The sequence below is a fragment of the Micromonospora sp. DT231 genome, from assembly GCF_049847025.1.
Lineage (GTDB): Bacteria > Actinomycetota > Actinomycetes > Mycobacteriales > Micromonosporaceae > Micromonospora.
The window spans coordinates 34,106-59,991 of record NZ_JBNCNO010000022.1; the positions used below are offsets into that span (position 1 = coordinate 34,106).

At 70.9% G+C, this 25,886-nt stretch carries 24 protein-coding genes; 15 read left to right on the plus strand and 9 right to left on the minus strand.

Annotation, left to right across the window (positions count from 1 at the left end; all coding sequences use genetic code 11):
• Positions 1-9 precede the first annotated feature (9 nt).
• The 3 genes from tsf (at position 10) to frr (ending at position 2,407) form a co-directional block, all read left to right on the plus strand.
• A complete protein-coding gene (tsf, locus tag ACPXBU_RS34025) occupies positions 10-837 on the plus strand; it encodes a translation elongation factor Ts (RefSeq protein ID WP_357801546.1) in 828 nt (275 codons plus the stop codon).
• 161 nt (positions 838-998) lie between these two features.
• A complete protein-coding gene (gene pyrH / locus ACPXBU_RS34030; RefSeq protein WP_088946657.1) occupies positions 999-1,766 on the plus strand; it encodes a UMP kinase in 768 nt (255 codons plus the stop codon).
• Between the two features lie 83 nt (positions 1,767-1,849).
• Positions 1,850-2,407 (plus strand): ribosome recycling factor, encoded by a 558-nt coding sequence (gene frr / locus ACPXBU_RS34035; RefSeq protein ID WP_393372996.1) that lies wholly within the window; start codon positions 1,850-1,852, stop codon positions 2,405-2,407.
• Positions 2,408-2,489: 82 nt separating this feature from the next.
• On the opposite strand, the gene ACPXBU_RS34040 is transcribed toward frr, so the two are convergent.
• Entirely contained in the window at positions 2,490-2,933 is a 444-nt protein-coding gene (locus ACPXBU_RS34040) for a hypothetical protein (protein WP_393372999.1), read from the minus strand.
• A gap of 441 nt (positions 2,934-3,374) precedes the next feature.
• Between ACPXBU_RS34040 and ACPXBU_RS34045 the strand changes: the two genes are divergently transcribed.
• The 3 genes from ACPXBU_RS34045 to ACPXBU_RS34055 all read left to right on the plus strand — a co-directional run bounded on the left by ACPXBU_RS34045 (position 3,375) and on the right by ACPXBU_RS34055 (position 7,385).
• Positions 3,375-4,808, plus strand: coding sequence for a phosphatidate cytidylyltransferase (locus tag ACPXBU_RS34045; RefSeq protein WP_425761297.1), 1,434 nt, complete (start codon positions 3,375-3,377; stop codon positions 4,806-4,808).
• 104 nt (positions 4,809-4,912) lie between these two features.
• Positions 4,913-6,070, plus strand: coding sequence for a 23S rRNA (adenine(2503)-C(2))-methyltransferase RlmN (gene rlmN / locus ACPXBU_RS34050; RefSeq protein ID WP_393373008.1), 1,158 nt, complete (start codon positions 4,913-4,915; stop codon positions 6,068-6,070).
• 31 nt (positions 6,071-6,101) lie between these two features.
• Positions 6,102-7,385, plus strand: coding sequence for a DivIVA domain-containing protein (locus ACPXBU_RS34055; RefSeq protein WP_425761298.1), 1,284 nt, complete (start codon positions 6,102-6,104; stop codon positions 7,383-7,385).
• 78 nt (positions 7,386-7,463) lie between these two features.
• Here the strand turns inward: ACPXBU_RS34055 and ACPXBU_RS34060 are convergent, their stop codons facing one another.
• Positions 7,464-7,685 carry a DUF2631 domain-containing protein gene (locus ACPXBU_RS34060; protein ID WP_124776315.1) on the minus strand — a complete coding sequence of 74 codons (222 nt, stop codon included), beginning with the start codon at positions 7,683-7,685 and terminating at the stop codon, positions 7,464-7,466.
• 290 nt (positions 7,686-7,975) lie between these two features.
• Here ACPXBU_RS34060 and ACPXBU_RS34065 point away from each other — a divergent pair, with 290 nt between their 5' ends.
• On the plus strand, positions 7,976-9,556 hold the full coding sequence (locus ACPXBU_RS34065; RefSeq protein WP_425761299.1) for a Rieske 2Fe-2S domain-containing protein: 1,581 nt from the start codon (positions 7,976-7,978) through the stop codon (positions 9,554-9,556).
• 148 nt (positions 9,557-9,704) lie between these two features.
• Here the strand turns inward: ACPXBU_RS34065 and ACPXBU_RS34070 are convergent, their stop codons facing one another.
• Genes ACPXBU_RS34070 through ACPXBU_RS34080 form a run of 3 tightly spaced genes read right to left on the minus strand, consistent with a single transcriptional unit; the run spans position 9,705 to position 13,917 of the window.
• Complete coding sequence (locus ACPXBU_RS34070) at positions 9,705-11,300, minus strand: phytoene desaturase family protein (RefSeq protein ID WP_393373017.1); 1,596 nt, start codon at positions 11,298-11,300, stop codon at positions 9,705-9,707.
• A 60-nt stretch (positions 11,301-11,360) separates the two neighbouring features.
• Positions 11,361-13,226 carry a HAMP domain-containing sensor histidine kinase gene (locus ACPXBU_RS34075; protein WP_425761300.1) on the minus strand — a complete coding sequence of 622 codons (1,866 nt, stop codon included), beginning with the start codon at positions 13,224-13,226 and terminating at the stop codon, positions 11,361-11,363.
• Entirely contained in the window at positions 13,216-13,917 is a 702-nt protein-coding gene (locus ACPXBU_RS34080) for a response regulator transcription factor (protein ID WP_393373021.1), read from the minus strand. Before ACPXBU_RS34080 ends, ACPXBU_RS34075 begins: the two co-directional genes overlap by 11 nt.
• Before the next feature lie 113 nt (positions 13,918-14,030).
• Between ACPXBU_RS34080 and ACPXBU_RS34085 the strand changes: the two genes are divergently transcribed.
• Genes ACPXBU_RS34085 through ACPXBU_RS34100 form a run of 4 tightly spaced genes read left to right on the plus strand, consistent with a single transcriptional unit; the run spans position 14,031 to position 17,653 of the window.
• Positions 14,031-14,642, plus strand: a complete 612-nt coding sequence (locus ACPXBU_RS34085; protein WP_425761301.1) for a hypothetical protein — start codon at positions 14,031-14,033, stop codon at positions 14,640-14,642.
• Complete coding sequence (locus ACPXBU_RS34090; RefSeq protein WP_425761302.1) at positions 14,629-15,756, plus strand: efflux RND transporter periplasmic adaptor subunit; 1,128 nt, start codon at positions 14,629-14,631, stop codon at positions 15,754-15,756. The genes ACPXBU_RS34085 and ACPXBU_RS34090 overlap by 14 nt, the downstream gene beginning before the upstream one ends.
• A complete protein-coding gene (locus tag ACPXBU_RS34095) occupies positions 15,753-16,445 on the plus strand; it encodes an ABC transporter ATP-binding protein (RefSeq protein WP_393373029.1) in 693 nt (230 codons plus the stop codon). Before ACPXBU_RS34090 ends, ACPXBU_RS34095 begins: the two co-directional genes overlap by 4 nt.
• Positions 16,442-17,653, plus strand: coding sequence for an ABC transporter permease (locus ACPXBU_RS34100; protein ID WP_425761303.1), 1,212 nt, complete (start codon positions 16,442-16,444; stop codon positions 17,651-17,653). Before ACPXBU_RS34095 ends, ACPXBU_RS34100 begins: the two co-directional genes overlap by 4 nt.
• Before the next feature lie 102 nt (positions 17,654-17,755).
• Here ACPXBU_RS34100 and ACPXBU_RS34105 read toward each other — a convergent pair whose 3' ends face one another.
• Positions 17,756-18,598: a YhjD/YihY/BrkB family envelope integrity protein gene (locus ACPXBU_RS34105; protein WP_425761304.1), complete on the minus strand. Its 843-nt coding sequence runs from the start codon at positions 18,596-18,598 to the stop codon at positions 17,756-17,758.
• Between the two features lie 50 nt (positions 18,599-18,648).
• On the opposite strand from ACPXBU_RS34105, the gene ACPXBU_RS34110 reads away from it, so the two are divergent.
• Complete coding sequence (locus ACPXBU_RS34110) at positions 18,649-19,200, plus strand: GNAT family N-acetyltransferase (RefSeq protein ID WP_425761305.1); 552 nt, start codon at positions 18,649-18,651, stop codon at positions 19,198-19,200.
• Between the two features lie 425 nt (positions 19,201-19,625).
• Positions 19,626-23,600 (plus strand): CARDB domain-containing protein, encoded by a 3,975-nt coding sequence (locus ACPXBU_RS34115; RefSeq protein WP_425761306.1) that lies wholly within the window; start codon positions 19,626-19,628, stop codon positions 23,598-23,600.
• Between the two features lie 123 nt (positions 23,601-23,723).
• Here the strand turns inward: ACPXBU_RS34115 and ACPXBU_RS34120 are convergent, their stop codons facing one another.
• From ACPXBU_RS34120 to ACPXBU_RS34130, 3 genes are read right to left on the minus strand one after another with little or no spacing between them, the layout of a single operon-like run.
• A complete protein-coding gene (locus tag ACPXBU_RS34120) occupies positions 23,724-24,056 on the minus strand; it encodes a hypothetical protein (protein WP_425761307.1) in 333 nt (110 codons plus the stop codon).
• Positions 24,019-24,282 (minus strand): DivIVA domain-containing protein, encoded by a 264-nt coding sequence (locus ACPXBU_RS34125; RefSeq protein WP_425761308.1) that lies wholly within the window; start codon positions 24,280-24,282, stop codon positions 24,019-24,021. The genes ACPXBU_RS34120 and ACPXBU_RS34125 overlap by 38 nt, the downstream gene beginning before the upstream one ends.
• Entirely contained in the window at positions 24,279-24,533 is a 255-nt protein-coding gene (locus tag ACPXBU_RS34130) for a hypothetical protein (RefSeq protein ID WP_425761309.1), read from the minus strand. The genes ACPXBU_RS34125 and ACPXBU_RS34130 overlap by 4 nt, the downstream gene beginning before the upstream one ends.
• 136 nt (positions 24,534-24,669) lie before the next feature.
• Here ACPXBU_RS34130 and ACPXBU_RS34135 point away from each other — a divergent pair, with 136 nt between their 5' ends.
• Complete coding sequence (locus ACPXBU_RS34135; RefSeq protein WP_425761310.1) at positions 24,670-25,551, plus strand: helix-turn-helix domain-containing protein; 882 nt, start codon at positions 24,670-24,672, stop codon at positions 25,549-25,551.
• The gene (locus ACPXBU_RS34140) at positions 25,541-25,738 is read left to right on the plus strand and encodes a DUF397 domain-containing protein (protein WP_425761311.1); all 198 of its coding nucleotides are present in this window, start codon (positions 25,541-25,543) and stop codon (positions 25,736-25,738) included. The genes ACPXBU_RS34135 and ACPXBU_RS34140 overlap by 11 nt, the downstream gene beginning before the upstream one ends.
• The last annotated feature ends 148 nt before the right edge of the window (positions 25,739-25,886 follow it).

Genomic DNA, 25,886 nt, shown 5'->3' on the forward strand with positions numbered 1-25,886 from the left:
GAGAGAGCCATGTCCCAAATCACCGCCGCGGACGTCAAGAAGCTCCGCGACCTCACCGGCGCCGGCATGATGGACAGCAAGAAGGCGCTGACCGAGGCCGAGGGCGACTTCGACAAGGCCGTCGAGATCCTGCGCGTCAAGGGCGCCAAGGACGTCGGCAAGCGGGCCGGCCGTACGGCCGCCAACGGCCTGGTCGCCCACTCCGGCAAGGCGCTGCTCGAGCTCAACTGCGAGACCGACTTCGTCGCCAAGACCGAGTCGTTCATCGCGCTGGCCCAGCAGCTGGTCGAGCACGGCGAGCGCGCCGGCGTGAACAGCGCCGAGGAGCTGCTCGCCACCGAGCTCGACGGCAAGGTCGTCGCGGACCTGATCCAGGAGCAGTCCGCCAAGATCGGCGAGAAGCTGGTCCTCAACCGGTTCGCCCGGGTCGAGGGCACCACCGCCGTCTACCTGCACCGCAAGGCCCAGGACCTGCCGCCGGCCGTTGGTGTGCTGGTGTCGTACACCGGCAAGAGCGACGAGGCCGGCGACGCCGACGCCCGTGGTGTGGCCATGCAGATCGCCGCCATGCGGCCGAAGTACCTCACCCGGGACGAGGTTCCGGCCGAGGTCGTCGAGTCCGAGCGGCGCATCGCCGAGCAGACCGCCCGCGAGGAGAACAAGCCCGAGGCGGCCCTGCCGAAGATCATCGAGGGTCGGGTGAACTCCTTCTTCAAGGACTTCGTCCTGATCGAGCAGGCGTCCGTCGCCGACAACAAGAAGTCGGTGAAGCAGCTGCTGGCCGAGGCCGGCATCGAGGTCACCCGCTTCGTGCGGTTCGAGGTCGGCCAGGCCTGAGCCGCCACCGGGCGCCGCGTGCGCCCGTGGGCAGAAGACGTCAACGAGGAGGCCGCCGGTGTACGTGACAGGCACCGCGGCCTCCTCGTCACATAGGGTCGGCAGCGGCAGGTTCGCGGTACGCGCCGCACGGGGCGTGCGCGTGGGGAAGGGCGGGGCGGATGACGCAGGTTGTGAGTGACCGGACGCTGGCGGTGGACGATCCGACGGCACCGCCGCCGGGGCGGGCCCGCCGGGTGGTGCTGAAGCTCTCCGGTGAGGTGTTCGGCGGCGGCGCGATCGGCGTCGACCCGGACGTCGTCCAGGCGATCGCCCGGCAGATCGCCACGGTGGTGCGCCGCGGCGTGCAGGTCTCCGTGGTGGTCGGCGGCGGCAACTTCTTCCGCGGTGCGGAGCTGCAGAAGCGCGGGATGGACCGGGCCCGCGCCGACTACATGGGCATGCTCGGCACCGTGATGAACTGCCTCGCCCTACAGGACTTCCTGGAGAAGGAAGGCATCGAGACCCGGGTCCAGAGCGCCATCACCATGGCCCAGGTCGCCGAGCCGTACATTCCGCTGCGGGCGATCCGGCACCTGGAGAAGGGCCGTGTGGTCATCTTCGGCGCGGGCGCGGGCATGCCGTACTTCTCCACCGACACGGTGGCCGCCCAGCGGGCTCTGGAGATCCGGGCCGACGTGGTGCTGATGAGCAAGAACGGCGTGGACGGCGTCTACACCGCCGATCCCCGGATCGATCCCACCGCCAGCAAGCTCGACTCGATCACCTTCTCCGAGGCTCTGCGCCGCAACCTGCGGGTGGCCGACGCGGCGGCGTTCAGCCTCTGCATGGAGAACGGCCTGCCGATGCTGGTCTTCGGCGCGCAGGGTGACGACACCATCATCCGCGCGGTGGGTGGCGACAAGATCGGCACCCTGATCACCGCCTGAGCCCCGCCGACGGCGACGGCGACGGCGGTCCTGACGACTTTCAGCAGAGCCCACCACGAGCACAGAAGGAGGCGAGGAGACCGGTGATCGACGACACCCTCCTCGAGGCCGAGGAAAAGATGGATCGTGCGGTTGAGCACGCCAAGGAGGAGTTCGGCGCCATCCGTACCGGTCGCGCCAACGCCGCCATGTTCGGCAAGGTCATCATCGACTACTACGGCACGCCCACGCCGCTCACCCAGATGGCGTCCATCGCGGTTCCCGAGCCGCGGATGGCCATCATCAAGCCGTACGACAACTCGCAGATCAATGCGATGGAGAAGGCGATCCGCGACTCGGACCTCGGGGTGAACCCGAACAACGAGGGCAACCAGTTGCGCATCCTGCTCCCGCAGATGACCGAGGAGCGCCGCCGCGACATGATCAAGGTGGCCCGGCACAAGGGCGAGGAGGCCAAGGTGGCGATCCGTAACGTCCGCCGCCGCGGCAAGGAAGAGCTGGACCGGATCGTCAAGGACGGCGAGGCCGGCGAGGACGACGGCCGCCGCGCCGAGAAGGAACTCGACGACCTGACCCAGCGCTACGTGGCCACCGTCGACGACCTGGTCAAGCACAAGGAAACCGAGCTGCTGGAGGTCTGAGGCCCCACCCGGCGTCCGCCGGGACAGCAGCCGACGTGAGGCCCGCCCCCGATTCGGGGACGGGCCTCGTGCTGTTCGAGCGTCAGCGGGGGATCCGGACGGTACGGGTCGTCTCGGTCAGGGTCGTTCCGACGTACGCGTCGTGCAGTTCGAAGCGCACGGTCGCCCGACCCGGGTGCACCACCGGGCCACTCCGGTAGAAACCCATCGAGATGCTGGCGGTGCCGCCGTCGCAGACGATCTCGCCGGCGCCGAGGCCGCTGGTGGCCCAGGAGGTCGGTAGGCCGTCCTGGGTCAGTGACGCCGACAGGAAGTACACGCCGACCGGGCAGTTGCGCACCTCCCCCCGGGCGATCGTGGCCGGGAACGCCGGCCCGGTTCCGTCGGGGCTCCCGTCGTACAGGTAGATCTCGCTGGTGCGGTGGTCGATCCTGATGCTGGCGTTCCGCGTCGCCGCGGTGGCCGGTGTGGCCGCCGTCAGGACGAGGGCGACCATCGTCAACACCGCCAGGCTGATTCTGCGCACGAACGCTCCTTCTCCGCTGTCATGCTGGAAAGCTCCGGCGGACGCCGGCACACCGACAGCCGACCATCGATGGGCAGTGCGGGTCATCCCCTGTTCGCCCGGATGCACGGTCGGATAGGCGTCGGTGCGCCGCCGGCGCTCGTGCGGGCGGCGGGCGTGATTCTCCGGACGCCGTCGGGCCACACCCGCCCCGGCCAGCGCGGCGACTCGCCGGATCCCGCCCACCGCGACCCCCGCAGAGGGCCCGACGGGCAGGGGCGCCATCGTCCGCCTCGCCCCGGCGGCGGGTGCAGTAGGCTCGGCAGGATTCCCGGCCACCGGGTGGTGAACACCGGGAATCGACCGACCGTCGGGGCGGTCAATCGGAGGAACATCGCACGTGTAGGGGATGCTTGTGGTCTTGCGTCATGTGGTGGTTCTCGCGCCCCGTCGCGGTGCGTGATGTCCCACCCCGACCCCTACGGCGGCGAGCCTCGCGGCTGGGACCGCCCGGAACACCCGGTGGCACTGCCCTGGCCCGAGCAGGACCTGGACGCCGGCCAGTGGCACCGCCGTCCCACCGCCGGCCCTGAGCTGTACGCCGACCCGCACCCCCGGCCGCACGTCGACCCGCAGCCGTCGGACAGGTACGACGAGCGTGGCCGCGCCCCCCGCCCGGACGACCGCTTCGACGACCGCGACCGCTACGAGGACGACCGGAACCAACCCGACAGGTACGACGATCGGGGTCGCGCCGGCCGGTACGGTGATCGTCCGCCCGCGGCCCCGGAGGGCGTCCCGCCCCGCCCCGGCGGCCCGCAGCGGCACGACGAGCCCGGCCGTTACGACGGCCCGCAGCCGTTCGACGGCCCGCAGCCGTTCGACGGTCCGCAGCCGTTCGACGGTCCGGTCCGCTTCGACGACGACGCCGGTTACCCGACCGCGCAGCTCGCGCCCATCGGGGCCGAGGTGGCACCGGACCTGCCGCCGGTGACCGAGCCGGAGCCGCCGGGCGGCCGACGGCCGAAGGGCCGACGCCGGGCCAGCGTCGACCGACCGGCCACCCAGCAGGTGGGCAACGGGCGGGCCGGTCGCAACCTGCCGGCGGCGATCGGCGTGGGGCTCGGCCTCGGCGCGCTGATCGTGGTGCCGCTGATCTTCTACCCGTTGGCGTTCCTGCCGGTGATCGCCGCCGCCGTCGCCGTCGGTAGCTGGGAGATGGCGCGGGCGGTCCGCCGCAGCGGCGCGCACCCGCCGCTGGTGCCGTTGCTCGCCGGCGGGGTGCTGACCGTGGGTCTGGCCTGGTTCGCCGGCCCCGACGCGCTCAGTCTGGGATTGCTGGTCACGGTGCTCGGCACCATGGTCTGGCGGCTGGGTGACGGTCCGGCCGGCTTCCAGCGGGATGTCACCGCGGCCACGCTGATCGCCGTCTACGTGCCGTTCCTCGCCGGTTTCGCGGCGCTGCTCGCGGCGGCCCCCGACGACGGTTGGATGCGGATCCTGGCCACCCTGATCGCGGTGGTCCTCTCCGACACCGGCGGGTACGCGGCCGGCGTCTCGTTCGGTCGGCACCCGATGGCGCCGTCGATCAGCCCGAAGAAGTCCTGGGAGGGCTTCGCCGGTTCGGTCACGGCCGCGGCCGTGGGCAGCGCGTTGCTGCTGTGGCTGATGTTCGAGCTGGCGCCCTGGTGGGGTGCCCTGTTCGGGGTGGCCATCTCGTGCGCCGCGGTCCTCGGCGACCTGGCGGAGTCGATGATCAAGCGGGATCTCGGTGTCAAGGACATGAGCAACCTGCTGCCCGGCCACGGTGGCCTGATGGACCGACTGGACTCGATCCTGTTCGCCGTGCCGACCGCCTACCTGCTGCTGGCGATCTTCGTGCCGGTGGTGAACTGAGGTATGAATCACGGCGTCCTGGTCATTCGGCTCCGGCTACCGCGGCCCGCCCGACACCTCCGCACCGGCGGCTGCCGCCGAGGGCGTGACACACTGGACCAGCCATGACGAGCCTGCCGTTGATCCCCGCCCTCTCGGACGCCCCCGCCGCGCGCCGGGCCTCCATGCCGCCCCGACACCTCGCCGATCTGGACCTGGCCGGCCGCCAGGCGCTGGTGACCGAGTTGGGTGAGCCGGCATTCCGCGCCAAGCAGATGTCGAACCACTACTTCGGGCGGCTGGTCCGCGACCCACAGGCCATGACCGACCTGCCCGCGGCGACCCGGCAACGGTTGTCCGAGCAGTTGCTGCCCACGCTGCTCAATCCGGTGCGCGAGTTGGCCTGCGACGACGGCGCGACCCGCAAGGCGCTCTGGAAGCTGCACGACGGCGCGCTCGTGGAGAGCGTGCTGATGGGCTATCCGGACCGGGTGACGGTCTGCATCTCCAGCCAGGCGGGCTGTGGCATGGCCTGTCCGTTCTGCGCGACCGGCCAGGCCGGGCTGACTCGCAATCTGTCCACCGCCGAGATCGTCGACCAGGCGGTCTATCTGGCCGGTGTGGCGGCCTCCGGCGCGGTGTCCGGCTCCCCGCCGCGGCTGTCACACGTCGTGTTCATGGGCATGGGTGAGCCGCTGGCCAACTACAACCGGGTCGTCGCGGCCATCCGTCGCCTGGTCAGCCCAGCTCCGGAGGGGCTCGGTCTGTCCCAGCGGCACATCACCGTTTCCACGGTGGGCCTGGTTCCGGCCATCCACCGACTGGCCAGCGAAGACCTCTCAGTGACCCTTGCGCTGTCGTTGCACGCCCCCGATGATGATCTGCGCGACGAACTCGTGCCGGTAAACCAGCGCTGGAAGGTAGCTGAGGTGCTGGACGCAGCGTGGGACTACGCCGCCCGGACGGGCCGTCGCGTGTCGATCGAGTACGCGATGATCAAGGACGTGAACGACCAGCCGTGGCGAGCCGACCTGCTCGGGCGGCTGCTGGCCGGCAAACTGGCCCACGTGAACCTCATCCCACTCAATCCGACGCCGGGCAGCCGCTGGGACGCGAGCCCGAAGCCGGTTGAGCGGGAGTTCGTCCGTCGGTTGCGCGACGCCGGGGTGTCCACCACCGTACGGGACACCCGAGGTCGCGAGATCGACGGCGCGTGTGGTCAGCTCGCCGCCGCCGAGGACAACGACACAAACACCGACCGCGCCGGAGAGGCACCGGCGTGACCGGGCGTGGCGAACGAGACCAGGAGACATAGTGGCGAGTCAGGGTCAGCGTTTCCGGCGCAAGGCGCTCCGCCGGGGATACAAGGTCGACGAGGTGGATGCCTTCCTCGACCGGGTCGAGGCGACGCTCGACGGCCGCCAGGTCGGCGCGCCGGTGGCCTCCCAGGAGGTCCACGACGTCGTCTTCCGGGTCCGCTTCAACGGCTACGACGAGTGGCAGGTCGACCTGCACCTGGACCGGGTCGAGCGGCAGTTGGCCGAGCTTGAGGAGCGCACCAGCGCCGGTCGCGGTGGCGACCCCCGGATGGGTGACCGGATGGGCCCGCCGGACCGCATGGGGCCACCGATGCGCGATGACCGGGGCATGGTCCCGCAGCCGATGCCGCCCCGGCCGATGCCCGCGCAGGCCGGCCCGCCCGCCGATCGCTACGGCCGCTACGACGAGCCGACCGGTGCCTTCACCGGTGGGTACGACGCCCCCCGGGGCGGCTACGACGCGCCGCGAGGCCCGGCCGGCCCCGGCCCGATGGGCCCCGGCGGCCCGATGGGTCCCGGCCCGATGGCGGGTCACGGCGCTCCGCCGCGCGGCCTGCCCGCCGGCCCCAGCGGTTACGGCCTCGACGACCAGCGCGCGCCCGGCGGCTACGGCCCGGACGACAAGCGCTCTCCCGGTGGGTACGGCCCGGACGACCAGCGCGCGCCCGGCGGCTACGGCCTGGACGATCACCGCTCTCCCGGTGGGTACGGCCCGGACGACCAGCGCGCGCCTGGCGGCTACGGCCCGGACGACAAGCGTTCCCCCGGCGGCTACCCCCCGGAGGAGCCGCGCTTCGACGGCTTCGAGGCCGGGCGGCACGGCCGCAGCGACATGACCGCGGAGATCCGGATGCCGGAGCGGGACCTGCGCGACATGCGTCGTGGCCCCGCCGGCCCGCCCGCGCTCCCGCAGCAGGGCATCGGTGGGCCGCCGATGGCCGGTCCGCCCGCCGTCGCCGGTCCGCCCATGGGTGGCCCCCCGGTGGGCGGTCCGCCGATGGGTGGCCCTCCGATGGCTGGCCCGCCCGGCAGCGACCTCTACCGGGTCGACCAGATCCGCCGGAGCTTCCAGGTGCGCCGCTTCGGCAGCGGGTACGACCCCGACCAGGTGGACCGGTTCTTCGACACCCTGCTCGGCGGCATGCAGCGCCGCAACCCGATGCCCGTCGACCCGAAGGACCTGGACACGCTCCGGTTCGGCCTGGTGCCCGGTGGCTACTTCGAGGCCGAGGTCGACGCCGCGCTCAAGGACGTGCAGGACATCCTCTTCGGGCGCTGACCCCGACGCGTACGGACGAGGGCCCGTCCCCCGGGTTGGGGGCGGGCCCTCGGCGTTGTCGTCCGGGTGTGGGTCGGGTCAGGAGCGCAGACCGTTGCGCCGCAGCACGATGTCGCCGATCACGATGATCAGCAGCAGTGCGGCCAGGCCGATCAGCCAGATGTCCTCGACCTTGCCCTCGTGGTTGCCGCAGATCATCGCCAGCAGCGCCAGTGCGGAGAGCACGGCGCCGATCTGCCCGGCCTTGCGGTGCCCGGGCTTGTGCTGGTCTGGCGACGTTACCGGCTCGCTTCCTGCCACCGTTGGTCCTTCCCTCGCGATCGGATCTTTGGTTAGTCTGGCACGCCTCGTGCCGGCCCCGGCGCAGGGTCCGACCAGAAGAACCCCCCGCTCCTGAACGGGTGGTGCGCGGCCCGCGTCGGCACGGCGGGGCAGGGCGTCCCCGGCCGTGTCCGGACGGGCGGTGCGCCCGCTGTCTCCGCCTCTTCCTGGCTGGTCGAACGGCACTACCGGCGTCGCGGGGTGGCGGTCAGAGCCACTCCGGTAGCGTTTGGCGTACACCTGATTGTCTGTTTGAGGGGGACTGTGCGGTGCGAGTGACCGGAACCGGGCACGCCAGCATGCGGATCGACACGGCCGCGGGCAGCATCCTTTGCGACCCGTGGGTCAATCCGGCCTACTTCGCGTCGTGGTTCCCCTTCCCGGACAATTCCCTGCTCGACTGGGGCACCCTGGGCCAGGTCGACTACCTGTACGTCTCCCACCTGCACCGGGACCACTTCGACGCGAAGCACCTGCGAGATTTCGTCTCCAAGGACGCCACCGTCCTGCTCCCGGAGTTCCCCACCTCCGAGATGGAGGACGAGTTCCGGGCGCTGGGCTTCACGAAGTTCCTGAAGACCCCCAACGAGCAGGTGGTGGAGCTGCCCGGCGGTCTGAAGATCATGATTCAGGCGTTGACCAGCCCGACCGACGGACCGATCGGTGACTCGTCGCTCTGGGTCGAGCACGACGGGGTGCGGCTGCTCAACCAGAACGACGCCCGCCCCACCGACCTGAGCGTCTTCGCCGAGTTGGGGCACGTCCACGCGCACCTGCTCCAGTTCTCCGGGGCGATCTGGTACCCGATGGTCTACGAGCTGCCACAGGCGGCGAAGACCGCGTTCGGCAAGCAGAAGCGCGACCGGCAGTTCGACCGGACGTGGCGCTACATCGACGACCTGAAGGCCGACCACGTCTTCCCGATCGCCGGCCCGCCGTGCTTCCTCGACGACGCGCTGTGGCAGTTCAACGACATCCACGGCGACGAGGGCAACATCTTCCCCGACCAGTCCGTCTTCCTGTCCGAGTACGCGAAGGTCGGCGGCACCAACGGCATCGTGCTGCTGCCGGGCAGCGTCGCCGAGGTCACCACCGAGGGCGCGAGCACCACGCACCCGGTGCCGGTCGAGGAGTTCTTCGCGAACAAGGTCGCCCACCTGGAGGAGATGCGGGAGCGCAAGCGCCCGATCATCGAGGCGGAGAAGGCGTCCTGGCGGCACCCCGAGGTGGACGTCCTGGGTGAGATGAAGCGCCGCATCGAGCCGCTGCTCGACGAGTCGATCTACCTGGCCAAGGGCGTGGGGGGTCCGGTTCGCTTCGACCTGGTCGGCTACGACGGCGAGAGCGTCGAGTCGATCGTGGTGGACTTCCCGGGCAAGGAGGTCCGGCCGTACGCCGACGAGAAGGTCCGCTACCGGTTCCGTACCGAGCGGTCGTTGATCGAGCACCTGCTCTTCATCGACGAGGTGGACTGGGTCAACTCGCTCTTCCTGTCCTGCCGCTTCTCGGCGGCCCGGATCGGCCAGTACAACGAGTTCGTCTACGCGTTCTTCAAGTGCCTCTCCGAGGAGCGACTCCAGTACGCCGAGGGCTGGTACGACGAGCACGAGCGCAGCACCGACGCCGAGGACATCACGCTGGGCGACTGGGTGGTGCAGCGGCGCTGCCCGCACCTGAAGGCGGACCTGACCCGCTTCGGCATCGTCGAGGGTGACCAGCTCACCTGCCAGTTGCACGGCTGGAAGTTCGACCTCCCCTCCGGCCGCTGCCTGACGAGCGTCGGCCACAAGGTGCGAGCCCACCGCGTAGACGCGGAAACCCCAGCCCCCGCCGGCGAAGCGGCAATCTAACCCCCACCCACCCTGCCCCCACCCCACCTTGCCCCGTTGATCATGGAGTTATCGCCGACCGCAGCGGCGTGTCGTGACAATAACCTCATGATCAACCGCCTCGGGCGGGGGCGGGGGCGGGGGGCGGGGTGGGGGGGCGGGGGTGGGGTTAGGGCGTTAGGTCGGAGAGGATTCGGCGGGCGGCGTTGTGGCCGGCTGCGCCGATGACGCTGCCGGCCGGGTGGCAGCCGGCGCTGCCCGCGTACACGCCGTCGATGCCTGTCGCGTAGGGCATCCGGTCGGTGAACGAGACGGTGTTGTCGACGTGGTGGATGTGCCCGCCGGTGATGCCGAAGTGCGCCTCGATGCCGGGCGGGGGGAGCGGCACCGCGTCGGCGATCAGGTCACCGGTGCCGGGGGCGTACCGTTCGACGATGCCGATGAGCCGGTCGACGTAGCCGGGCAGCGCCGCGTCCCAGGTGGTGTCGGCCAGCTCGTAGGGGACCGACTGGACGAAGAGCGCCGACGAGTGGTGCCCGGCGGGGTCGGAGAGCGACGGGTCGACTGTCGTGTGCAGGTACCACTCGATTGTCGGCTCCGCCGGCAGCCGCCCGGCCCGCACGTCCGCCCACATGTCGCGCAGCGCGGTCATCGGCGAGGTGGCGTCCCCGCCGACCAGCGAGGCCGAGCCGGGCAGCAGGTGGATGGTCGAGCCGAACGGGCTCGGCGCGCCGGCCGGCAGGCAGGAGAACCGCGGCAGCCCGCTGAGCGCCAGGTTGAGTTTCAGTGTGGTGCCGGGGCGGCGGACCGCCGCCATCCGTTGGCCGAGCGGCGCCGGGAGCGCGCCGTCGGGCAACAGGTCGATCAGCCGGTACGGGTCACACGCGCCGAGCACCACACGCGCCGCGACCTGCCGACCGTCGGCCAGCACCACTCCGCTGGCCGCGCCGCCGTCAAGCGTCACCGCGCTCACCGGCGTACCGGTCAGGATCGTCGCTCCGGCGGCGCGCGCGGCCTCGGCGAACGTCCGGGAGACCGTGCCCATCCCACCCTCGGCGATCATCCAGGTGCCGCCGGAGCCGGGCAGCCGGCACATGTTGTGCACGAGGAAGTTGTGGCCGGTGCCGCTGTCGTCCGGGCCGGCGTTGAGCCCGGACAGGCCGTCGGTGACCGCGTACATGCTGACCAGCAGCTCGGAGCGGAACTCGAACCGGGCCAGGTAATCGGCGACCGAGCCCCGCACGAGGTCGACGAAGACCTGCCGCAGCGCCGGGCGGACGTGCCGCTCGGCGGTCTCCTCGACGCTCAGCGGTTCGGCCAGCCAGGCCGGGGCGAGGTCGTCGCGCAGCGCGGCCAGCTCGGCCTGCATGGCGTCGTCGGCGGCCACGTCGGCGGGGGAGAAGAACTCGGCGAGCTGCGCCCGGGTGGCGGCGGTGTCGCGGCCGAAGAGCAGGTACGGCGAGCCGAGGCCACCCGGGGTGGGCAGGAAGTAGTGCGGGTCGCGGCGCAGCACCGGGATCCGGACGTCGAGCGTGGCGAGCAGCTCCGGGGGCATCAGCCCGAGCAGGTACGAGCCGGTGGAGTGCCGCAGCGCGGGCACCTTCGGGAACGGGTTCTCGGTGCGGGTCGCGCCGCCGAGCACGTCGGCGGCCTCCACCACGAGCACGTCCAGGCCGGCGCGGGCCAGCAGCACGGCGGAGACCAGACCGTTGTGCCCGGCACCGATGATCACCACGTCGGCGCGGGCCGGAATCGCACTGCTCATGCCGCCGCAGCCTAGTCCGGGCCACCGGTCCCGGTCACCCCTCCGCAGGCCGGCCAGTTCTTACGAAACAGCCCGTGAACCTTCAGGAGTAGTGGGGAGGCGGAGGGTGAAGGTGGAGCCTCGGGTGGGGGCGCTGGCGGCAGTGATCGTGCCGCCGTGGGCCTCGACGAGTTTGCGCACGATGGCGAGGCCCAGGCCGCTGCCGCCGGTCTGCCGGCTCCGGGACTTCTCCGCCCGCCAGAAGCGGTCGAACACCCGGGGCAGGTCCTCGGCGCTGATTCCACTGCCGGTGTCGGTGACGGTGATGACGACCTCGGCGTCCGTCGCGTCGGCGCCTATCGTCACGCGCCCGCCCGGCGGGGTGTGTCGTACGGCGTTGCCGACCAGGTTGCCGACGGCCTGGCGCAGCCGCACCGGGTCGGCGTCCACCTGCGGGTCGGCGTCGGTCCGCAGCAGCAGGGTGACGCCGGCCCGGTCCGCCTGGACCCGGGACACGTCGGCCACCTGGGCCAGCAGGTCGGCGAGGTAGACCTGCTCGCGGTGCAGCCGCAGCGCGCCGGCGTCGGCCTGGGCCAGGTCCTGAAGGTCGGTGATCACATGTTGGAGGAGGGTGGCCTCCTCCAACAGTGAGGAGAGCAGTCGGCGGTCGGGGGCCGCGACGCCGTCCTCGACCGCTTCCAGCCAGCCGCGGATGTTGCTCACTGGGGTCCGCATCTCGTGGGCGATGTCGCTCACCATCGCCCGGCGTAGCTGCTCCAGCCGCTCGCGCCGTTCGGCCATGTCGTTGAAGACCTCGGCCAGCCGGGCGATCTCGTCGCGGCCGGTGACCCGGACCCGGGCGGATCCGTCGCCGTCGCGCATCCGCTGGGCCGCCCCGGTCAGGGCGTGCAGCGGCCGGGTCAACCGGATGCCGGCGAGGACTGTGCAGCCGACCGCCACCAGCAGGACCAGACCGGCGACCGCGACGATGCGGGCCTGGTTGGCGCGGGACAGGTCGAAGGTGGTCGACGGGGCGCCACCCGGGTTGGTGACGAAGAGGGTTGCCGCCGGGGCCACGTAGGGGAGCAACTGTTCCCGGCGACTGGTGCCGACACAGGCGCTGACCGCGAGGTTGTGCTCCTGGTCGACCTCGGCCGCGCCACGGGAGTCGCCGGCGGCGCTGGCCGCCGGCTGTCTCGTCCAGGTCCAGTTCAGGTCCACCTGTACGGGGGGCAGGCGCCGCCGCGCCAGGCAGGTGTTGACAAGTGCGTTGAGCTGGGCGAGCGCCTTGCCCTCGGTGGCCGTACGGCTCGCGAGATCATCCCTTTGCTGCACGCAGGCCGCACTGTCGGCGAGGTCGGTGCCGGGGGTGTCGATGCGGGGGCGGCCGGTGGGCCCGTCCACGACTGTGGCGTCGATCTGCGCCCGCAGGCGCAGGCACTGGACCGCCTCGGCCGCCCTGGCGCGCAGCGCGGCGCGCTCCTCCGGCCGGAGCAGGTACGGCCCGGTGGTGCGCGGGTCGATCCGGCTGGTGCCGCCGTCCGCTCCGGTCGCGGGGGTGGTGCCGGGCATCAGGGTGGTGTCGACGGCGAGCGCGTCGACGGTCGCGGAGGACGTCGTCGGGAGCGGGCCCGCCCCGGGCGCCGAGTCGGCGATCGGCGCGCCGGCCTCGGTGGTCAGGGCGATTCGCCGGTCGACGGACTGCGCGAGCGGTCGAAGGGTCTCCTCGACCCCGTCCCAGCTGGGGTGGGTGGCCGCGTACGCGAGCAGCGTGTCGTAGACGCGGGCGTCGTCGGCGAGGGCCTGGCCCTGCTCCTGGCGGATCGCCCCGGTGGTGGTGCGGACGGCCAGCCAGGCGGTGGCCGCGATCGACCCGACCGCGATGAGGACGGCCAGGGCCAGCAGCCGGAGCAGCAGGCTGCGGCGTAACGGCACCTCACGCGCCACGGTGTGGCTCCTCGACCAGCTTGTAGCCGACGCCGTACACGGTCACCAGGCGGGTCGGCTTACGCGGATTGGGCTCGATCTTCCGGCGGAGGTTCATCACGTGCATGTCGACGGTCCGGTTGGTGATGTACCTGTCGAACCCGTGCAGGTAGCCCAGCAGCTGATCCCTGGTGAACGCCCGGGCGGGCTGGGCGGCCATCGCCTGGAGCAGTTGGAACTCGCCCGGGGTGCAGTCGACGACGTGTCCGTCGCTGCGTACCTCGTGGCGGACCGGGTCGACGTGCAGGGCGCCGACCCGCAGCACCGGGTCGGTCTGCCGCATCGTCCGCTGGGTCCGGCGCAGCAGGCTGCGGGCCCGCGCGACCAGCTCACGCGGGCTGTACGGCTTCGTCAGGTAGTCGTCGGCGCCCAGGTCGAGGCCGAGCAGCAGGTCGTCCTCGGTCGATCGGGCGGTCACCATGAGCACCGGCAGGTCGGACTCCCGGCGCAGGATGCGACAGACGTCCAGCCCGTCGACCTTCGGCATCATCACGTCCAGGACCAGCAGTGCCGGCGGCCGTTGCCGGATCTGCTCCAGCGCGGCCCGCCCGTCGCCCACCACGAGCACCTCGTGCCCCTCGCGTTCCAGGTAGCGGCGAGCCAGCTCCGCCTGCTTCTGGTCGTCCTCGGCTACCAGCACGTACGCGCACACGGCAGCGACTGTACGTGACAGTGGTGTCGTCCTCCGGTGCCGCTGAGCTGGGACTACCGGATCACGACCGGATCTTGACAGGTCTCTGACAGGTACGCGTGAGGCTGGCTGTCATGACGAAGGCAACCAATCGAGTCGCGGCCGGACTCGCCGCGGTGACCCTGCTCGCCGCACTGACCGGCTGCGGCGGGGCGTCCGACGCCGACCAGGGCACCGCCAGTGGTACGGGCGACGTGGCCTCCCTCACCACCCCGTCCGCCCCGACGAGCGGGACCCCCACCGGGGGTGCCGCCAACGGTCGGCCGCAGCTCCGCCTGGACACGACCGAGGAGGAGGGGCAGCAGTTCTGGATGACCTACAACGTCTGTCTGCGAGACCACGGGGTGCAGGAGAACAAGGGACGGTCGGCCGGTGCGGTGGGCGACGGCCCGGGGCTCTCCCTGGACCAGAGCGGGGAGCCGAAGGCGGCGTACGTGGCCTGCGCCAACAAGCTGCCACTCCAGCCGCCGGAGCTGGACCGGGACAAGAACCCGAACTACGTGAGCCAGTGGAACGACTACGTGCAGTGCCTGCGCGGGCGCGGGATGAAGATCCACTCGTTGCCGGACGGCTCCGGGTGGACCTACGACGACGGAGTCGCCAACCCGTCGAACGGTCTTGACGGTCCCGCGCTGGCCAAGGTCGACAAGGAATGCACGATGGAGGTCTTCGGTGCCCACAGGTAGCCCGACCGACGGACGCGGTCCGCGGACGACCAGGCGTACCGCGCTCGTCGTGGCGACGGTGACGCTCGTGGTCGCCGTCGGCGTCGGGGTGCTGGCCCTGCGCCACGAACCTCGCGGTGACGCCGCGACCGCCGCACCGACGCTGACCACGACGACTGTGACCCGCGCCGACCTGTCGGACAGCCGCTCGCTCGGCGGGGCGCTCGGCTTCGGTCCGGAGCGGCTGGTGAAGGGGGCCGGGGAGGGCGTCGTCACCCGGCTGCCGAAGGTGGGCGACACGGTGGCGCGGGGCAAACCGCTCTACTGGGTCAACGACCGACCGGTGCCGGTGCTGTTCGGCGGGACTCCGCTGTTCCGCACGCTCGACAAGCCCGGCCTGGTGGGCAGCGACGTACGAATCGTCGGGGACAACCTGAAGGCGTTGGGCTTCCACACCGGCGCGCAGCCGTCGCGGGGTAAGGACGGCACGAAGATCGGCGCGGGCCAGGCCCTGCTCACGGAGAGCCTGATCGCCTCGATCAAGAAGTGGCAGCAGTCCGTCGGTCTGGAACCGACAGGCACCATCGGGGTCGGGCAGGTGGCCGTGTTGACCGGGCCGGTCCGGGTCAGCGCGGTGCAGGCGCTGCCCGGTGACCCGGTCGCCGGCGCGCTGCTGTCGGTCACCGAGAAGGTCAAGCTGGTCACCGTGCCGGTCGGGGCCACCGAGGTGGGCGCCATCGCGGTGGGCGCGACGGTGTCCGTCGCCCTGCCCGACGGCTCCGAGATCCCGGCCAAGGTCGCCTCCGTCTCGCACACGGTGCGGGGCGGAGGGTCGGACGATGGGACGGGGCAGAACAGCCCGCCGACAGTGGACGTCCTCGTCGCGCCGGTCCGGGCGGCGGACGTGGCCAAGCTGGACGCGGCGGCAGTCCAGGTCCGGTTCACCACCACCGTCCACAAGAACGTGCTCACGGTGCCGGTCGGCGCACTCGTGGCGCTTCGCGAGGGCGGCCACGCGCTCCAACTGCCCGACGGTCGGCTGGTGGCCGTGGAGACCGGGATGTTCGCCCGGGGCCTGGTCGAGATCACCGGCGCGGGTGTGACCGAGGGCCTCGACGTGGTGACGGCGTCATGATCGCGGAGCCGGTGCTGAGCGTCGAGCGGGTGAGCCGGACGTACCCGGGCGGGGTAACCGCCCTGGACGACGTCTCCCTGACCGTCCGCGCCGGGGAGATGCTCGCCATCGTCGGGCCGTCCGGGTCCGGCAAGTCCACCCTGCTGAACATCATGGGCACCCTCGACCTGCCGAGCAGCGGTCGCGTCCGGATCGCCGGGCAGGAGGTCACCGCGCTGTCCGACCGCCGGCTCTCCGCGTTGCGGGGTCGGTGGCTCGGCTTCGTCTTCCAGCAGTTCCACCTCACCGACGGTTTGGACGCCGCCGAGAACGTCGCCACCGGTCTGCTGTACGCCGGGGTGCCCCGCCGTCGCCGCCGTCGTACCGCCGTCGAGGCGTTGGGCCGGGTGGGCCTGGCGCACCGGGTCGGCCATCTGCCGAACCAGCTGTCCGGCGGCGAGCGGCAGCGGGTGGCGATAGCCCGCGCACTCGTCAACGAACCGGCGTTGGTGCTGGCCGACGAGCCGACCGGCGCCCTCGACACGGTCACCGGTGAGGCGGTCCTGTCCCTGCTCACGGATCTGAACGCGGAGGGAACCACAATTGCCGTGATCACCCACGATCGCGATCTCGCCGCCCGTACGCCTCGACAGGTGGAGATCCGCGACGGCCGGATCGTCGCCGACACCGGTGCCGGGAGCCGGGAGTGAACGCCACGCCGGGTGGTGGTCGGCCGACCCGGCTCGCCCCTGTCGACGTACTCCGGCTTGGTCTGCTCGGGATCACCACCCGCCGGATGCGGGCGGTCCTCTCCGCCCTGGGCATCTCCATCGGCATCGCCACGCTCGTCGTCGTGGTGGGGATCCCTGCGTCCAGCCACCGTGACCTGATGGATCAACTCTCCGCCCTCGGCACCAACCTGCTGCGCGCGGAGCCGGTGCCGGACCAGAACCCGCAGGTGCTGCTGCCCGGGGACGCCGACGCCATGGCGAAGCGGATCGGCCCGGTCCTGACCGCGAGCGCTGTCGCGAACACCCACACGGTGGTACGCCGCAACGACCTGGTGGACAGGTACGACACCTCCGGGCTCAGCGTGCTCGCGTCCCGGCCCGGCCTGTTGGAGACGGTGAACGGCCGGGTCCGCAGCGGCCGGCCCCTCGACGCGGGAACGGCCGGGCTGCCGACGGCCGTCCTCGGGTACGTCGCGGCGGGCCGGCTCGGATTCGACAGCGTGGACCCCCGGCAACCACCCCAGGTGTTCATCGGCGAGCGCTGGTTCACCGTGATCGGCATCCTGGACCCGTTGCCGCTCTCCCCGGATCTCGACCGCTCGGTGCTTGTCGGGTGGGACGCCGCCACGGCCATGCTCGGCTTCGACGGTCACCCCACTGTCGTCTACCTGCGGGCCCGGGAGGACGCGTTGGAGGACGTCCGCGCCGTGCTGCCGGCCACCCTCAACCCGCAGCTTCCCGGGCTGGTGCAGGTCAGCCGCCCCTCCGACGCGCTCGCCGCGAAACGGGCCACGGAGAACAGCTTCTCCGCGCTGTTCCTCGGGTTGGCGGCGGTCGCCCTGCTGGTCGGCGGGATCGGCGTGGCCAACACGATGGTCATCTCGGTGCTGGAGCGCCGTCGGGAGATCGGCCTGCGCCGGGCGCTCGGCGCGAACCGCGGCCAGATCCGGGTGCAGTTCCTCACCGAGTCGGTGCTGCTCAGCGCGCTCGGCGGCACGGCCGGGGCGGCCCTCGGGCTGCTCGCGACAATCGGCTACGCCAGCTATCAGGGCTGGCCGCCCACCGTCCCGGTGATCGCGGTGCTGGGCGGAGTCGCCGGCGCGCTCCTGGTCGGCGTGGTCGCCGGCGTCTACCCGTCCATCCAAGCCGCCCGCCAAACCCCCACCAAAGCCCTCAACACCCCCTAACCCCGCCCCTCCCTGCCCCGCCCCTCCCTGCCCCGCCCTGAGCCCCGTTGATCATGGAGTTATTGCCACCCGCCGCGGCGTGTCGCAGCGATAACCTCATGATCAACCGGGGTCAGGGGTGGGGGTGGGGGTGCGCCAGCGGGAGAGGGCCAGGGTGGCGGAGTAGCCGGCCAGGACGATCACGTGGAACAGGTAGAGCCAGAGGAGTACGGCCACGCCGGCGCCGATCTCGTCGAAGCCGCCGAACGGCACGCCCAGGTCCAGTGGGAGGGAGGCGAAGAGCACGAAGCCGTGCAGGAAGCCGGAGAGGTTCGCCGCGGTGAACGACCCGACCGCGAGTGTGGAGAGCCAGTCCGGTGATGCCGGGCCGACCACCCGGAACACCCACACCAGCACCGGCGTGAGCACCAGCCAGACGGCCAGGAACGACAGCACCACGCCGAGCACGCCGAGCCAGCCGCCCTGGCGGACGAGGCGGGTGGTCAGCGGCAGCGCGAGCAGGATCGACAGCAGCAGGGCGGGGGCCGGCGCGAGCAGGGGCAGCAGCAGCAGCCGACCCCGCCAGCCGATCAGGTGCTCGTCGGAGCGGGGTGCGGCAACCGAGACGAACGCCCGGCGCAGACCCTCGCCGTACAGCGACGCGGGCAACAGGGAGGCCAGTGCCAGCAGCGGGGTCAGCTCCACCCCGGCGCCGACGAGCGCGTCCACCGCCCGTGGTGCGCCGATCGCGGTGGGCAGGGCTTCCACGGCGTACGAGGTGAGCCGGCGTACCCGATCGGCCCCGGCCACGAGCGCGGTGAGCCAGATCGCCAGCAGGGCGACCGGCACCACCGCGATCGCGCCGTAGAAGGTGATCGCGGCGGCGTGCAGCGACAGGTCCCGTCCACGCATCGGACGGAACGCGGCGCTGGTGATCCGCTTCGCCCGTTGCCAACCGCTGCCCATCGTGATCCTTTTCCCCCTCGTCGGGTCCGCCACTCCTAAGATCGCCTGTCATGACTGTTCTCACCACCGACCGTCTCATCCTGCGCGACTGGACCGACGATCCGGCCGACCTGGCCCGGATCTACGACATCTACTCCCGTCCCGAGATCACCCGGTGGCTGGCCGTGTCGCCGGACCTGCCGATGACTGACCCGGCCCAGGCCGTCGAGCGGTTGCGGTTCTGGCGCGACCGGCACGCCGACGACGGCGGCCGGTACGGCACCTGGGCGATCGAGGTACGCGAGACCGGGCTGGTGGCAGGCACGGTGTTGCTCAAGCCGCTGCCGGGTACGCCCGAGACGGAGCTCACCGAGGACATCGAGACGGGCTGGCACCTGCACCCGGACTCGTGGGGTCACGGCTACGCCACCGAGGCGGCCCGGGCGCTCCTGGCGCGGGAGTTCGCCACCGGCACCTCGGAGATCTACGCGCTCGTGTCGCCGGGCAACGACCCGTCGATGGCCGTCGCCCGGAGGCTGGGCATGACACACGTGGGCGAGCGCTCCGACTGGTACGGCGGGGAGCTGCTGGAGACCTTCGTCCGGAGGTCTACAGACGCCTGATCGTTCCCGTACGAGCTGACGCAAGATCCGAGCAGCCTAGGGGAAGGTGTGGCCTCCAGTCGTCGGGAGGCGGCACCTTCCCCGACGTGTGCGCAGGTCGGCGCGGGCAGTGGCCCGCAGGGCAGGCAAGCCCATCAATAGTCACGGTGGTCGAAGTGTTGACGCTCCCGTAGCACGTCAGTAACCTTTGGCCAAAGTAGCGCAAGATTTCGACAAAGGCATGCACGGTTCTGTGCATGCCCTCGGAAGATTCAACGGGCCTCCATGGGGGGCCCGGTTTTGCAGGTCGAGCGGCACCCCCGCGCCGCCCGTGCCACCCCGTCTCTCTCGACACCGGCCTCGCATCTGCCGGCGCCGCACCGCCGCACCCCCACCCCGTGGTCCCGCCACCGCGCGGCAACCGTCCCCCGACGACAAGGACAGTGATGAGACGAACGAATCTGTTCAGGATGGTGGCGGCCACGGCCGCCGCCACGCTGATCGCCACGGCCGGAGCGACAGCCCTCGCGAACCCGGCTGCCGCCCGCCCGACCGCCACCGCAGCCGCGGCCGCACCGAGCAGCGGGTTCGCCGCGGCGGCCACAAACCTCGCCCAGGGCCGCCCCACCCAGGAGAGCGGCCACGCCGACGTCTACGACTCGTCGAAGGTCGTCGACGGCAACGCGGGCAGCTACTGGGAGAGCGTCAACAACGCCTTCCCGCAGTGGGTGCAGGTCGATCTCGGCTCGTCGCAGAGCGTCAACCAGGTCGTGCTGAAGCTGCCGACCTCCGGTTGGGGCACCCGGACGCAGACGCTGAGCGTGCGGGGGAGCACCAACGGTTCGTCCTTCACCGACCTGGTCGGGTCGCAGACGTACACCTTCAACCCGGCGACCGGCAACACGGTCACGATCAACGTCGGTGCAACCTCCACCCGGTACGTCCGGATCACCATCACCGCCAACAGCGGCTGGCCGGCCGGACAGCTCTCCGAGCTGGAGGTGTACGGCAGCGGCGGCACCACCCCGGACACCACCGCGCCGAGCGTGCCGAGCAACCTCTCCTACACCCAGTCGGGCACCACGATCGGCCTCACCTGGGTCGCCTCCACCGACAACGCGGGCGGCAGCGGCATCGCCGGCTACGACGTCTACCGCAACGGCGCGTTCCTCCAGTCGATCGGGAACGTGACAACCTTCAACGACACCCAGCCGGCCACGGCGACCGTGTCGTACTACGTCCGGGCCCGCGACGCCGCCGGCAACCTCTCCGGCAACAGCAACACGGTGACCCGTACCGGCAGCGGTGACACCACCGCGCCGAGCACCCCGGGGACGCTGTCGCAGAGCACGTCGGGCAGCACGATCACGCTCACCTGGGGCGCCTCCACCGACTCCGGCGGCAGCGGGCTGGCCGGCTACAACGTCTACCGGGGCGGCAACCTGATCGCGACGCTGGGCACCGTCCTCACGTACCAGGACACCCAGCCGGCGACCGCCACCGTGTCCTACTACGTCCGCGCCCGCGACGGCGCGGGCAACCTGTCCGGCAACAGCAACACCGTCACCCGCACCGGCAGCAACCCGCCCGCCTGCACGAACGTGGCAGCGGGCAAGGCCATGACGGCGAGTGGCTCCACCTTCAGCTTCACCCCGGACAAGGCGAACGACGGGCAGCTCGGCACCTACTGGGAGGGCGCGGCGAGCTACCCGCAGAACCTGACCGTGGCGCTCGGCGCCAACCACTCGATCTCCGGCGTCACCGTGCGGCTCAACCCGGATTCGGCCTGGGGCACCCGTACCCAGACCATCCAGGTCCTCGGCCGCGACCAGGCGTCATCCTCGTACACAAGTCTGGTGTCGGCGGCGGCCTACCAGTTCGTCCAGGGCACCAACGCGGTGACCATCCCGGTCAGCGCGAGCACGGCGGACGTGCAGTTGCGGTTCACCGGCAACACCGGCGCACCGTCCGGCCAGGTGGCCGAGTTCGAGGTGTGCGGCACGCCGGCGCCCAACCCGGACCTGGTGGTCGGCTCGGTGACCTGGTCGCCGACGTCGCCCAGCGAGGTCAGCGCGGTCACGCTCTCGGCAGTGGTGCAGAACATCGGCTCGGCGTCCGCAGGCGCGACCACTGTCAACTTCAGTCTGGCCGGCGCGGTCGTCGGCAGTGCCACGGTGGGCGCGCTCGCCGCCGGTGCCTCGACCACCGTGTCGGTGAACGCGGGCACCCGCCCGATGGGCAGCTACGCCGTCACGGCGGTGGTGGACCCGACGAACACGATCGTCGAGCAGAACAACGGCAACAACAGCCTGACGGCGGCGTCGCCGCTCGTGGTGGCGCAGGCCCCGGGGCCGGATCTGCAGGTGCTCGGCATCGCCTCGAACCCGCCGAACCCGGCCGTCGGGGCATCGGTCACCTTCACCGTGACGGTTCGCAACCGGGGCACCACCGCGACCGGCGCGACAACTGTCACCCGGTTGGTGGCCGGCGGCACCACGCTCAACACCACCACCGCCTCGATCGCGGCCGGCGCGACGGCCACCGTGGCCGTCAGCGGCAGTTGGACCGCCACCAGCGGCGGCGCCACCATCACCGCCACCGCCGACGCCACGAACGTGGTAGCCGAGACCAACGAGACGAACAACGCGTTCAGCCAGTCGATAGTGGTCGGGCGCGGCGCTGCCGTCCCGTACGTCTCCTACGAGGCGGAGGCCGGCCGTTACCAGGGCACGCTGCTGGAAACCGACGCGCTGCGCACCTTCGGCCACACCAACTTCGCCAGCGAGTCGTCCGGCCGCAAGTCGGTACGGCTCAGCAGCACCGGCCAGTTCGTCGAGTTCACCTCGGCCAACCAGGCCAACTCGATCGTGGTGCGCAACTCCATCCCGGACGCTGCGGGTGGCGGAGGCATCGAGGCGACCATCAGCCTCTACGTCAACGACGTGTTCTCCCGCAAGCTGACCCTGTCGTCGAAGCACAGTTGGCTCTACGGCAACACCGACGGGCCGGAGGCGCTCACCAACACCCCGCAGGCCGACGCCCGACGGCTCTTCGACGAGTCGAACGCGCTGCTGGCGCAGTCGTACCCGGCCGGCACCCGGTTCAAGTTGCAGCGCGACTCGGGTGACACCGCGTCCTTCTACGTCATCGACACGATCGACCTGGAGCAGGTGGCCCCGGCGGCGAGCCAACCGGCCGGCTGCACCTCGATCACGTCGTACGGTGCGGTCCCCAACGACGGGCTCGACGACACCGCCGCCATCCAGCGGGCGGTGACCGACGACCAGAACGGTGTCATCGGCTGCGTCTGGATCCCCGCCGGGCAGTGGCGGCAGGAGCAGAAGATCCTGACCGACGACCCGCTGAACCGGGGTACGCACAACCAGGTCGGCATCAGCAACGTCACGATCCGGGGCGCCGGCATGTGGCACTCGCAGCTCTACACGCTGACCGAGCCGCAGAACGTGGTGGGCGGCATCAACCACCCGCACGAGGGCAACTTCGGCTTCGACATCGACAAGAACACCCAGATCTCCGACATCGCCATCTTCGGCTCGGGCCGCATCCGCGGCGGGGACGGCAACGGTGAGGGCGGCGTCGGTCTGAACGGTCGCTTCGGCACCGGCACGAAGATCAGCAACGTGTGGATCGAGCACGCCAACGTGGGTGTCTGGGTGGGTCGTGACTACGACAACATCCCCGACCTGTGGGGGCCGGCCGACGGGCTGGAGTTCACCGGGATGCGGATCCGCAACACGTACGCCGACGGCATCAACTTCAGCAACGGCACGCGCAACTCGCGGGTGTTCAACTCGTCGTTCCGCACCACCGGTGACGACGCGCTGGCCGTCTGGGCCAACCCGTACGTCAAGGACCGCAGCGTCGACATCGCCCACGACAACCACTTCGTCAACAACACCATCCAGTTGCCCTGGCGGGCGAACGGCATCGCCATCTACGGCGGCTACGACAACTCGATCGAGAACAACCTGATCTACGACACCGCGAACTACCCGGGCATCATGCTGGCGACCGACCACGACCCGTTGCCGTTCTCCGGCACGACGCTTATCGCCAACAACGGGCTCTACCGCACCGGTGGGGCGTTCTGGAACGAGGACCAGGAGTTCGGCGCCATCACGATCTTCCCGGCCACCCGGGACATCGTCGGGGTCACCATCCGGGACACCGACATCATCGACTCCACGTTCGACGGCATCCAGTTCAAGAACGGCGGTGGCAACATACCGAACCTCGCCATCACCAATGTGAAGATCGACAGGTCGAACAACGGCGCGGGCATCCTCGCGATGAGCGGCGCACGCGGTAACGCCAACCTGACGAACGTGACGATCACCAACTCGGCCGACGGCAACATCGTCATCCAGCCGGGCTCGCAGTTCGTCATCAACGGCGGCTAGTCCCCGTCGGGGGCCGCTCCGCCAGCCCCCGACCGTCCCGCTCGCCGCTTGATCAACACGCTTTCCATGAAGTCGGGGTGTCCGCCGCGTGCGGACACCCCGACTTCCGTAAGCCCGAGTCGATCATCGGTCGCGGCGCAGGGTCCGTCGTGCGCGTCGTGCCGCGAGGTCCGTCGTGCGCGTGGGGCCGCAGGGTCCGTCGTGGGCGTCGCGCCGCCGGCAGCGGCCGGCACCGCCGAGCACGGCGTCACACCACACTCGGGTACGCAGAAACTGCGCGTCCTCCTCGCTCACCGTGATCTCGCCGAAGTCGAGAACGGCGAGGTGGCCGAGCGAGTCCCGCAGCGCCACGGCCAGGGCGGTGACCTCGTCGAGGCTGGTCAGCGCGGTCGGCAGGTGAATGATCAGCGCGGGGCGGTCACCGCGGTCGCCGGTTGTCGGGCGTGGTCGGGCCACAGTGGCGGCGGCTGGTGTGTCGAGCCTGCCACTGGACCAGCGCTCGGCGAATCCGTTCCGTCTCGGTGGTGGCGGTGATCAGTTCGCGGTGCAGCCGCTCCAACTCGTCGGCCACCCGGCCGAGGTAGTCGCGCACCTGGCCGGGGTGCAGGCCACGCCACCGGGTGTCGAAGGCTGCGGCACGCACCTGTGATGGTGGCAGGTGATCTCCGATGACCCGGCTCATCGCAGGGCCACCGTTCCGCCGGCGATCAGCGTCTGCACCTGTGCGTCGGTCAGGCCGCGCCGTTCCAGGACGCGACGGCCCCAGCGGTACAGCCGGCACGGGTGGGCAGACGCATCCTTGCGGCAACGCTCGCCATCGGCCCGCTTGTCGGGAGCGTGCACCATCACCGCCCTCAGCGCGAATACGACGTCCTCCTTGGTCACGTAGGGCGGTAGCGGCAGGTCTTCGGTGCTGTCGTCAACCGGGTCCATGACCCTCCTTCGGCTGGGCTCGCTTTTTGTTGGTCATCCACGATGGTCATTCTGAGGCTGGCCCAACGCAATGTTTCGCGGCAGAATGCGGACCAAGGGGCGAGGTGTCTTACGCGACGACAACCAGGGAGATGACGTGGACGACTCCGGCAGCACAGTTCCACGGAGGCAACTCGGCAGATATCTGAGAGAGCTTCGCGAAAACGCGTATGTGACGGTTTCCGCGGCGGCCAAGGAATTGGAATGGTCGGCACCCCGGATCTGGCGCTACGAGACCGGCCAGGTCCCCATGCATCCGAACGACGTGGCGGCGATGTGCCGGGTCTACGGCGCGTCCCCGGAGACGATCGAGACGATGCGGGCGCTGGCGCGGGAGACCAAGGCGCACGGCTGGTGGCACAGCTACGGCGAAGCGATCAAGGACTGGTTCAAGCTGTACGTCGGCCTGGAAGCCGCCGCCACCCGCATCCGGAAGTACGAAGCCGACCTCATTCCAGGGCTGTTGCAGACGGTCGAGTACATGACCGAGGTCATCGCCACCGACCACCCGCAGATGGACGAGCAGCAACGTCAGGCGAAGGTCGACGTGCGGCTGCGCCGCCAACGCCTGCTGGCGCGGGCGATTCCTCGCGCTCCCCGCCTCGACGTCATCCTGAGCGAGGCGGTGCTGCGCCGGCCGCTGCGTGATCGTGCGGCGATGGCTCGGCAACTGGCTTCGCTGGCGGTGTCGTCGCGGCAGCACAACATCGGCATCCGGGTGCTGCCGTTCGATGTGGGCCTGGTGCGCTGGGCGCAGACCGGCACCTTCACCATGCTCGACTTCCCGGCCGAGGTGCGTGAGCCGGAGCCGACCACCATCTACATGGACGGGCCGTGCGGCGCGGTCTACCTTGACAAGACCCACGAGATCGAGATCTACGAGGACGCGTGGCGCTCCCTCGGCGAGCGGGCGCTGAGCGCCGACGAGTCCCGTGAGCTGATCGCGGCGATAGCGAAGGAGATGACAGATGGTGCGTGACGGAGTCTGGCGCACGTCGTCCCGGTCCGGCGGCGAGGGCGACTGCGTCGAGGTGGCCGGGTTCGCGGACGCGGTCGGCGTACGGGACAGCAAGGACCGGCAGGGGTCGGCGTTGACCTTCACCGAGTCGGCCTGGGCCGCCTTCATCGAGTCAACCCGCGCGAGGCAGCTGAACAACCGCCGCTGAGCGGCTCGGCGAACTCGTGCACAGAGATCTTGGAAGGATTCGGCCCCGGAGGCGGGCTCAACTGGTGGTTCCAACACCCTTCCGTGATCTTCGTTGGGGTGGTTATGGCGTCGAGGTTGAGCCCGCTGGAGCGGGAGCAGATCGGGTT

What these genes read in the sequence shown, in the direction of transcription:
- ACPXBU_RS34095 (WP_393373029.1), top strand. Translation starts at nt 15,753, where the DNA reads ATGATCGCGGAGCCGGTGCTGAGCGTCGAGCGGGTGAGCCGGACGTAC.
- ACPXBU_RS34085 (WP_425761301.1), top strand. Translation starts at nt 14,031, where the DNA reads ATGACGAAGGCAACCAATCGAGTCGCGGCCGGACTCGCCGCGGTGACC.
- ACPXBU_RS34045 (WP_425761297.1), top strand. Translation starts at nt 3,375, where the DNA reads ATGTCCCACCCCGACCCCTACGGCGGCGAGCCTCGCGGCTGGGACCGC.
- ACPXBU_RS34125 (WP_425761308.1), bottom strand. Translation starts at nt 24,282, where the DNA reads ATGAGCCGGGTCATCGGAGATCACCTGCCACCATCACAGGTGCGTGCC.
- rlmN (WP_393373008.1), top strand. Translation starts at nt 4,913, where the DNA reads ATGACGAGCCTGCCGTTGATCCCCGCCCTCTCGGACGCCCCCGCCGCG.
- ACPXBU_RS34140 (WP_425761311.1), top strand. Translation starts at nt 25,541, where the DNA reads ATGGTGCGTGACGGAGTCTGGCGCACGTCGTCCCGGTCCGGCGGCGAG.
- ACPXBU_RS34115 (WP_425761306.1), top strand. Translation starts at nt 19,626, where the DNA reads ATGAGACGAACGAATCTGTTCAGGATGGTGGCGGCCACGGCCGCCGCC.
- tsf (WP_357801546.1), top strand. Translation starts at nt 10, where the DNA reads ATGTCCCAAATCACCGCCGCGGACGTCAAGAAGCTCCGCGACCTCACC.
- pyrH (WP_088946657.1), top strand. Translation starts at nt 999, where the DNA reads ATGACGCAGGTTGTGAGTGACCGGACGCTGGCGGTGGACGATCCGACG.
- ACPXBU_RS34110 (WP_425761305.1), top strand. Translation starts at nt 18,649, where the DNA reads ATGACTGTTCTCACCACCGACCGTCTCATCCTGCGCGACTGGACCGAC.
- ACPXBU_RS34070 (WP_393373017.1), bottom strand. Translation starts at nt 11,300, where the DNA reads ATGAGCAGTGCGATTCCGGCCCGCGCCGACGTGGTGATCATCGGTGCC.
- ACPXBU_RS34105 (WP_425761304.1), bottom strand. Translation starts at nt 18,598, where the DNA reads ATGGGCAGCGGTTGGCAACGGGCGAAGCGGATCACCAGCGCCGCGTTC.
- ACPXBU_RS34130 (WP_425761309.1), bottom strand. Translation starts at nt 24,533, where the DNA reads ATGGACCCGGTTGACGACAGCACCGAAGACCTGCCGCTACCGCCCTAC.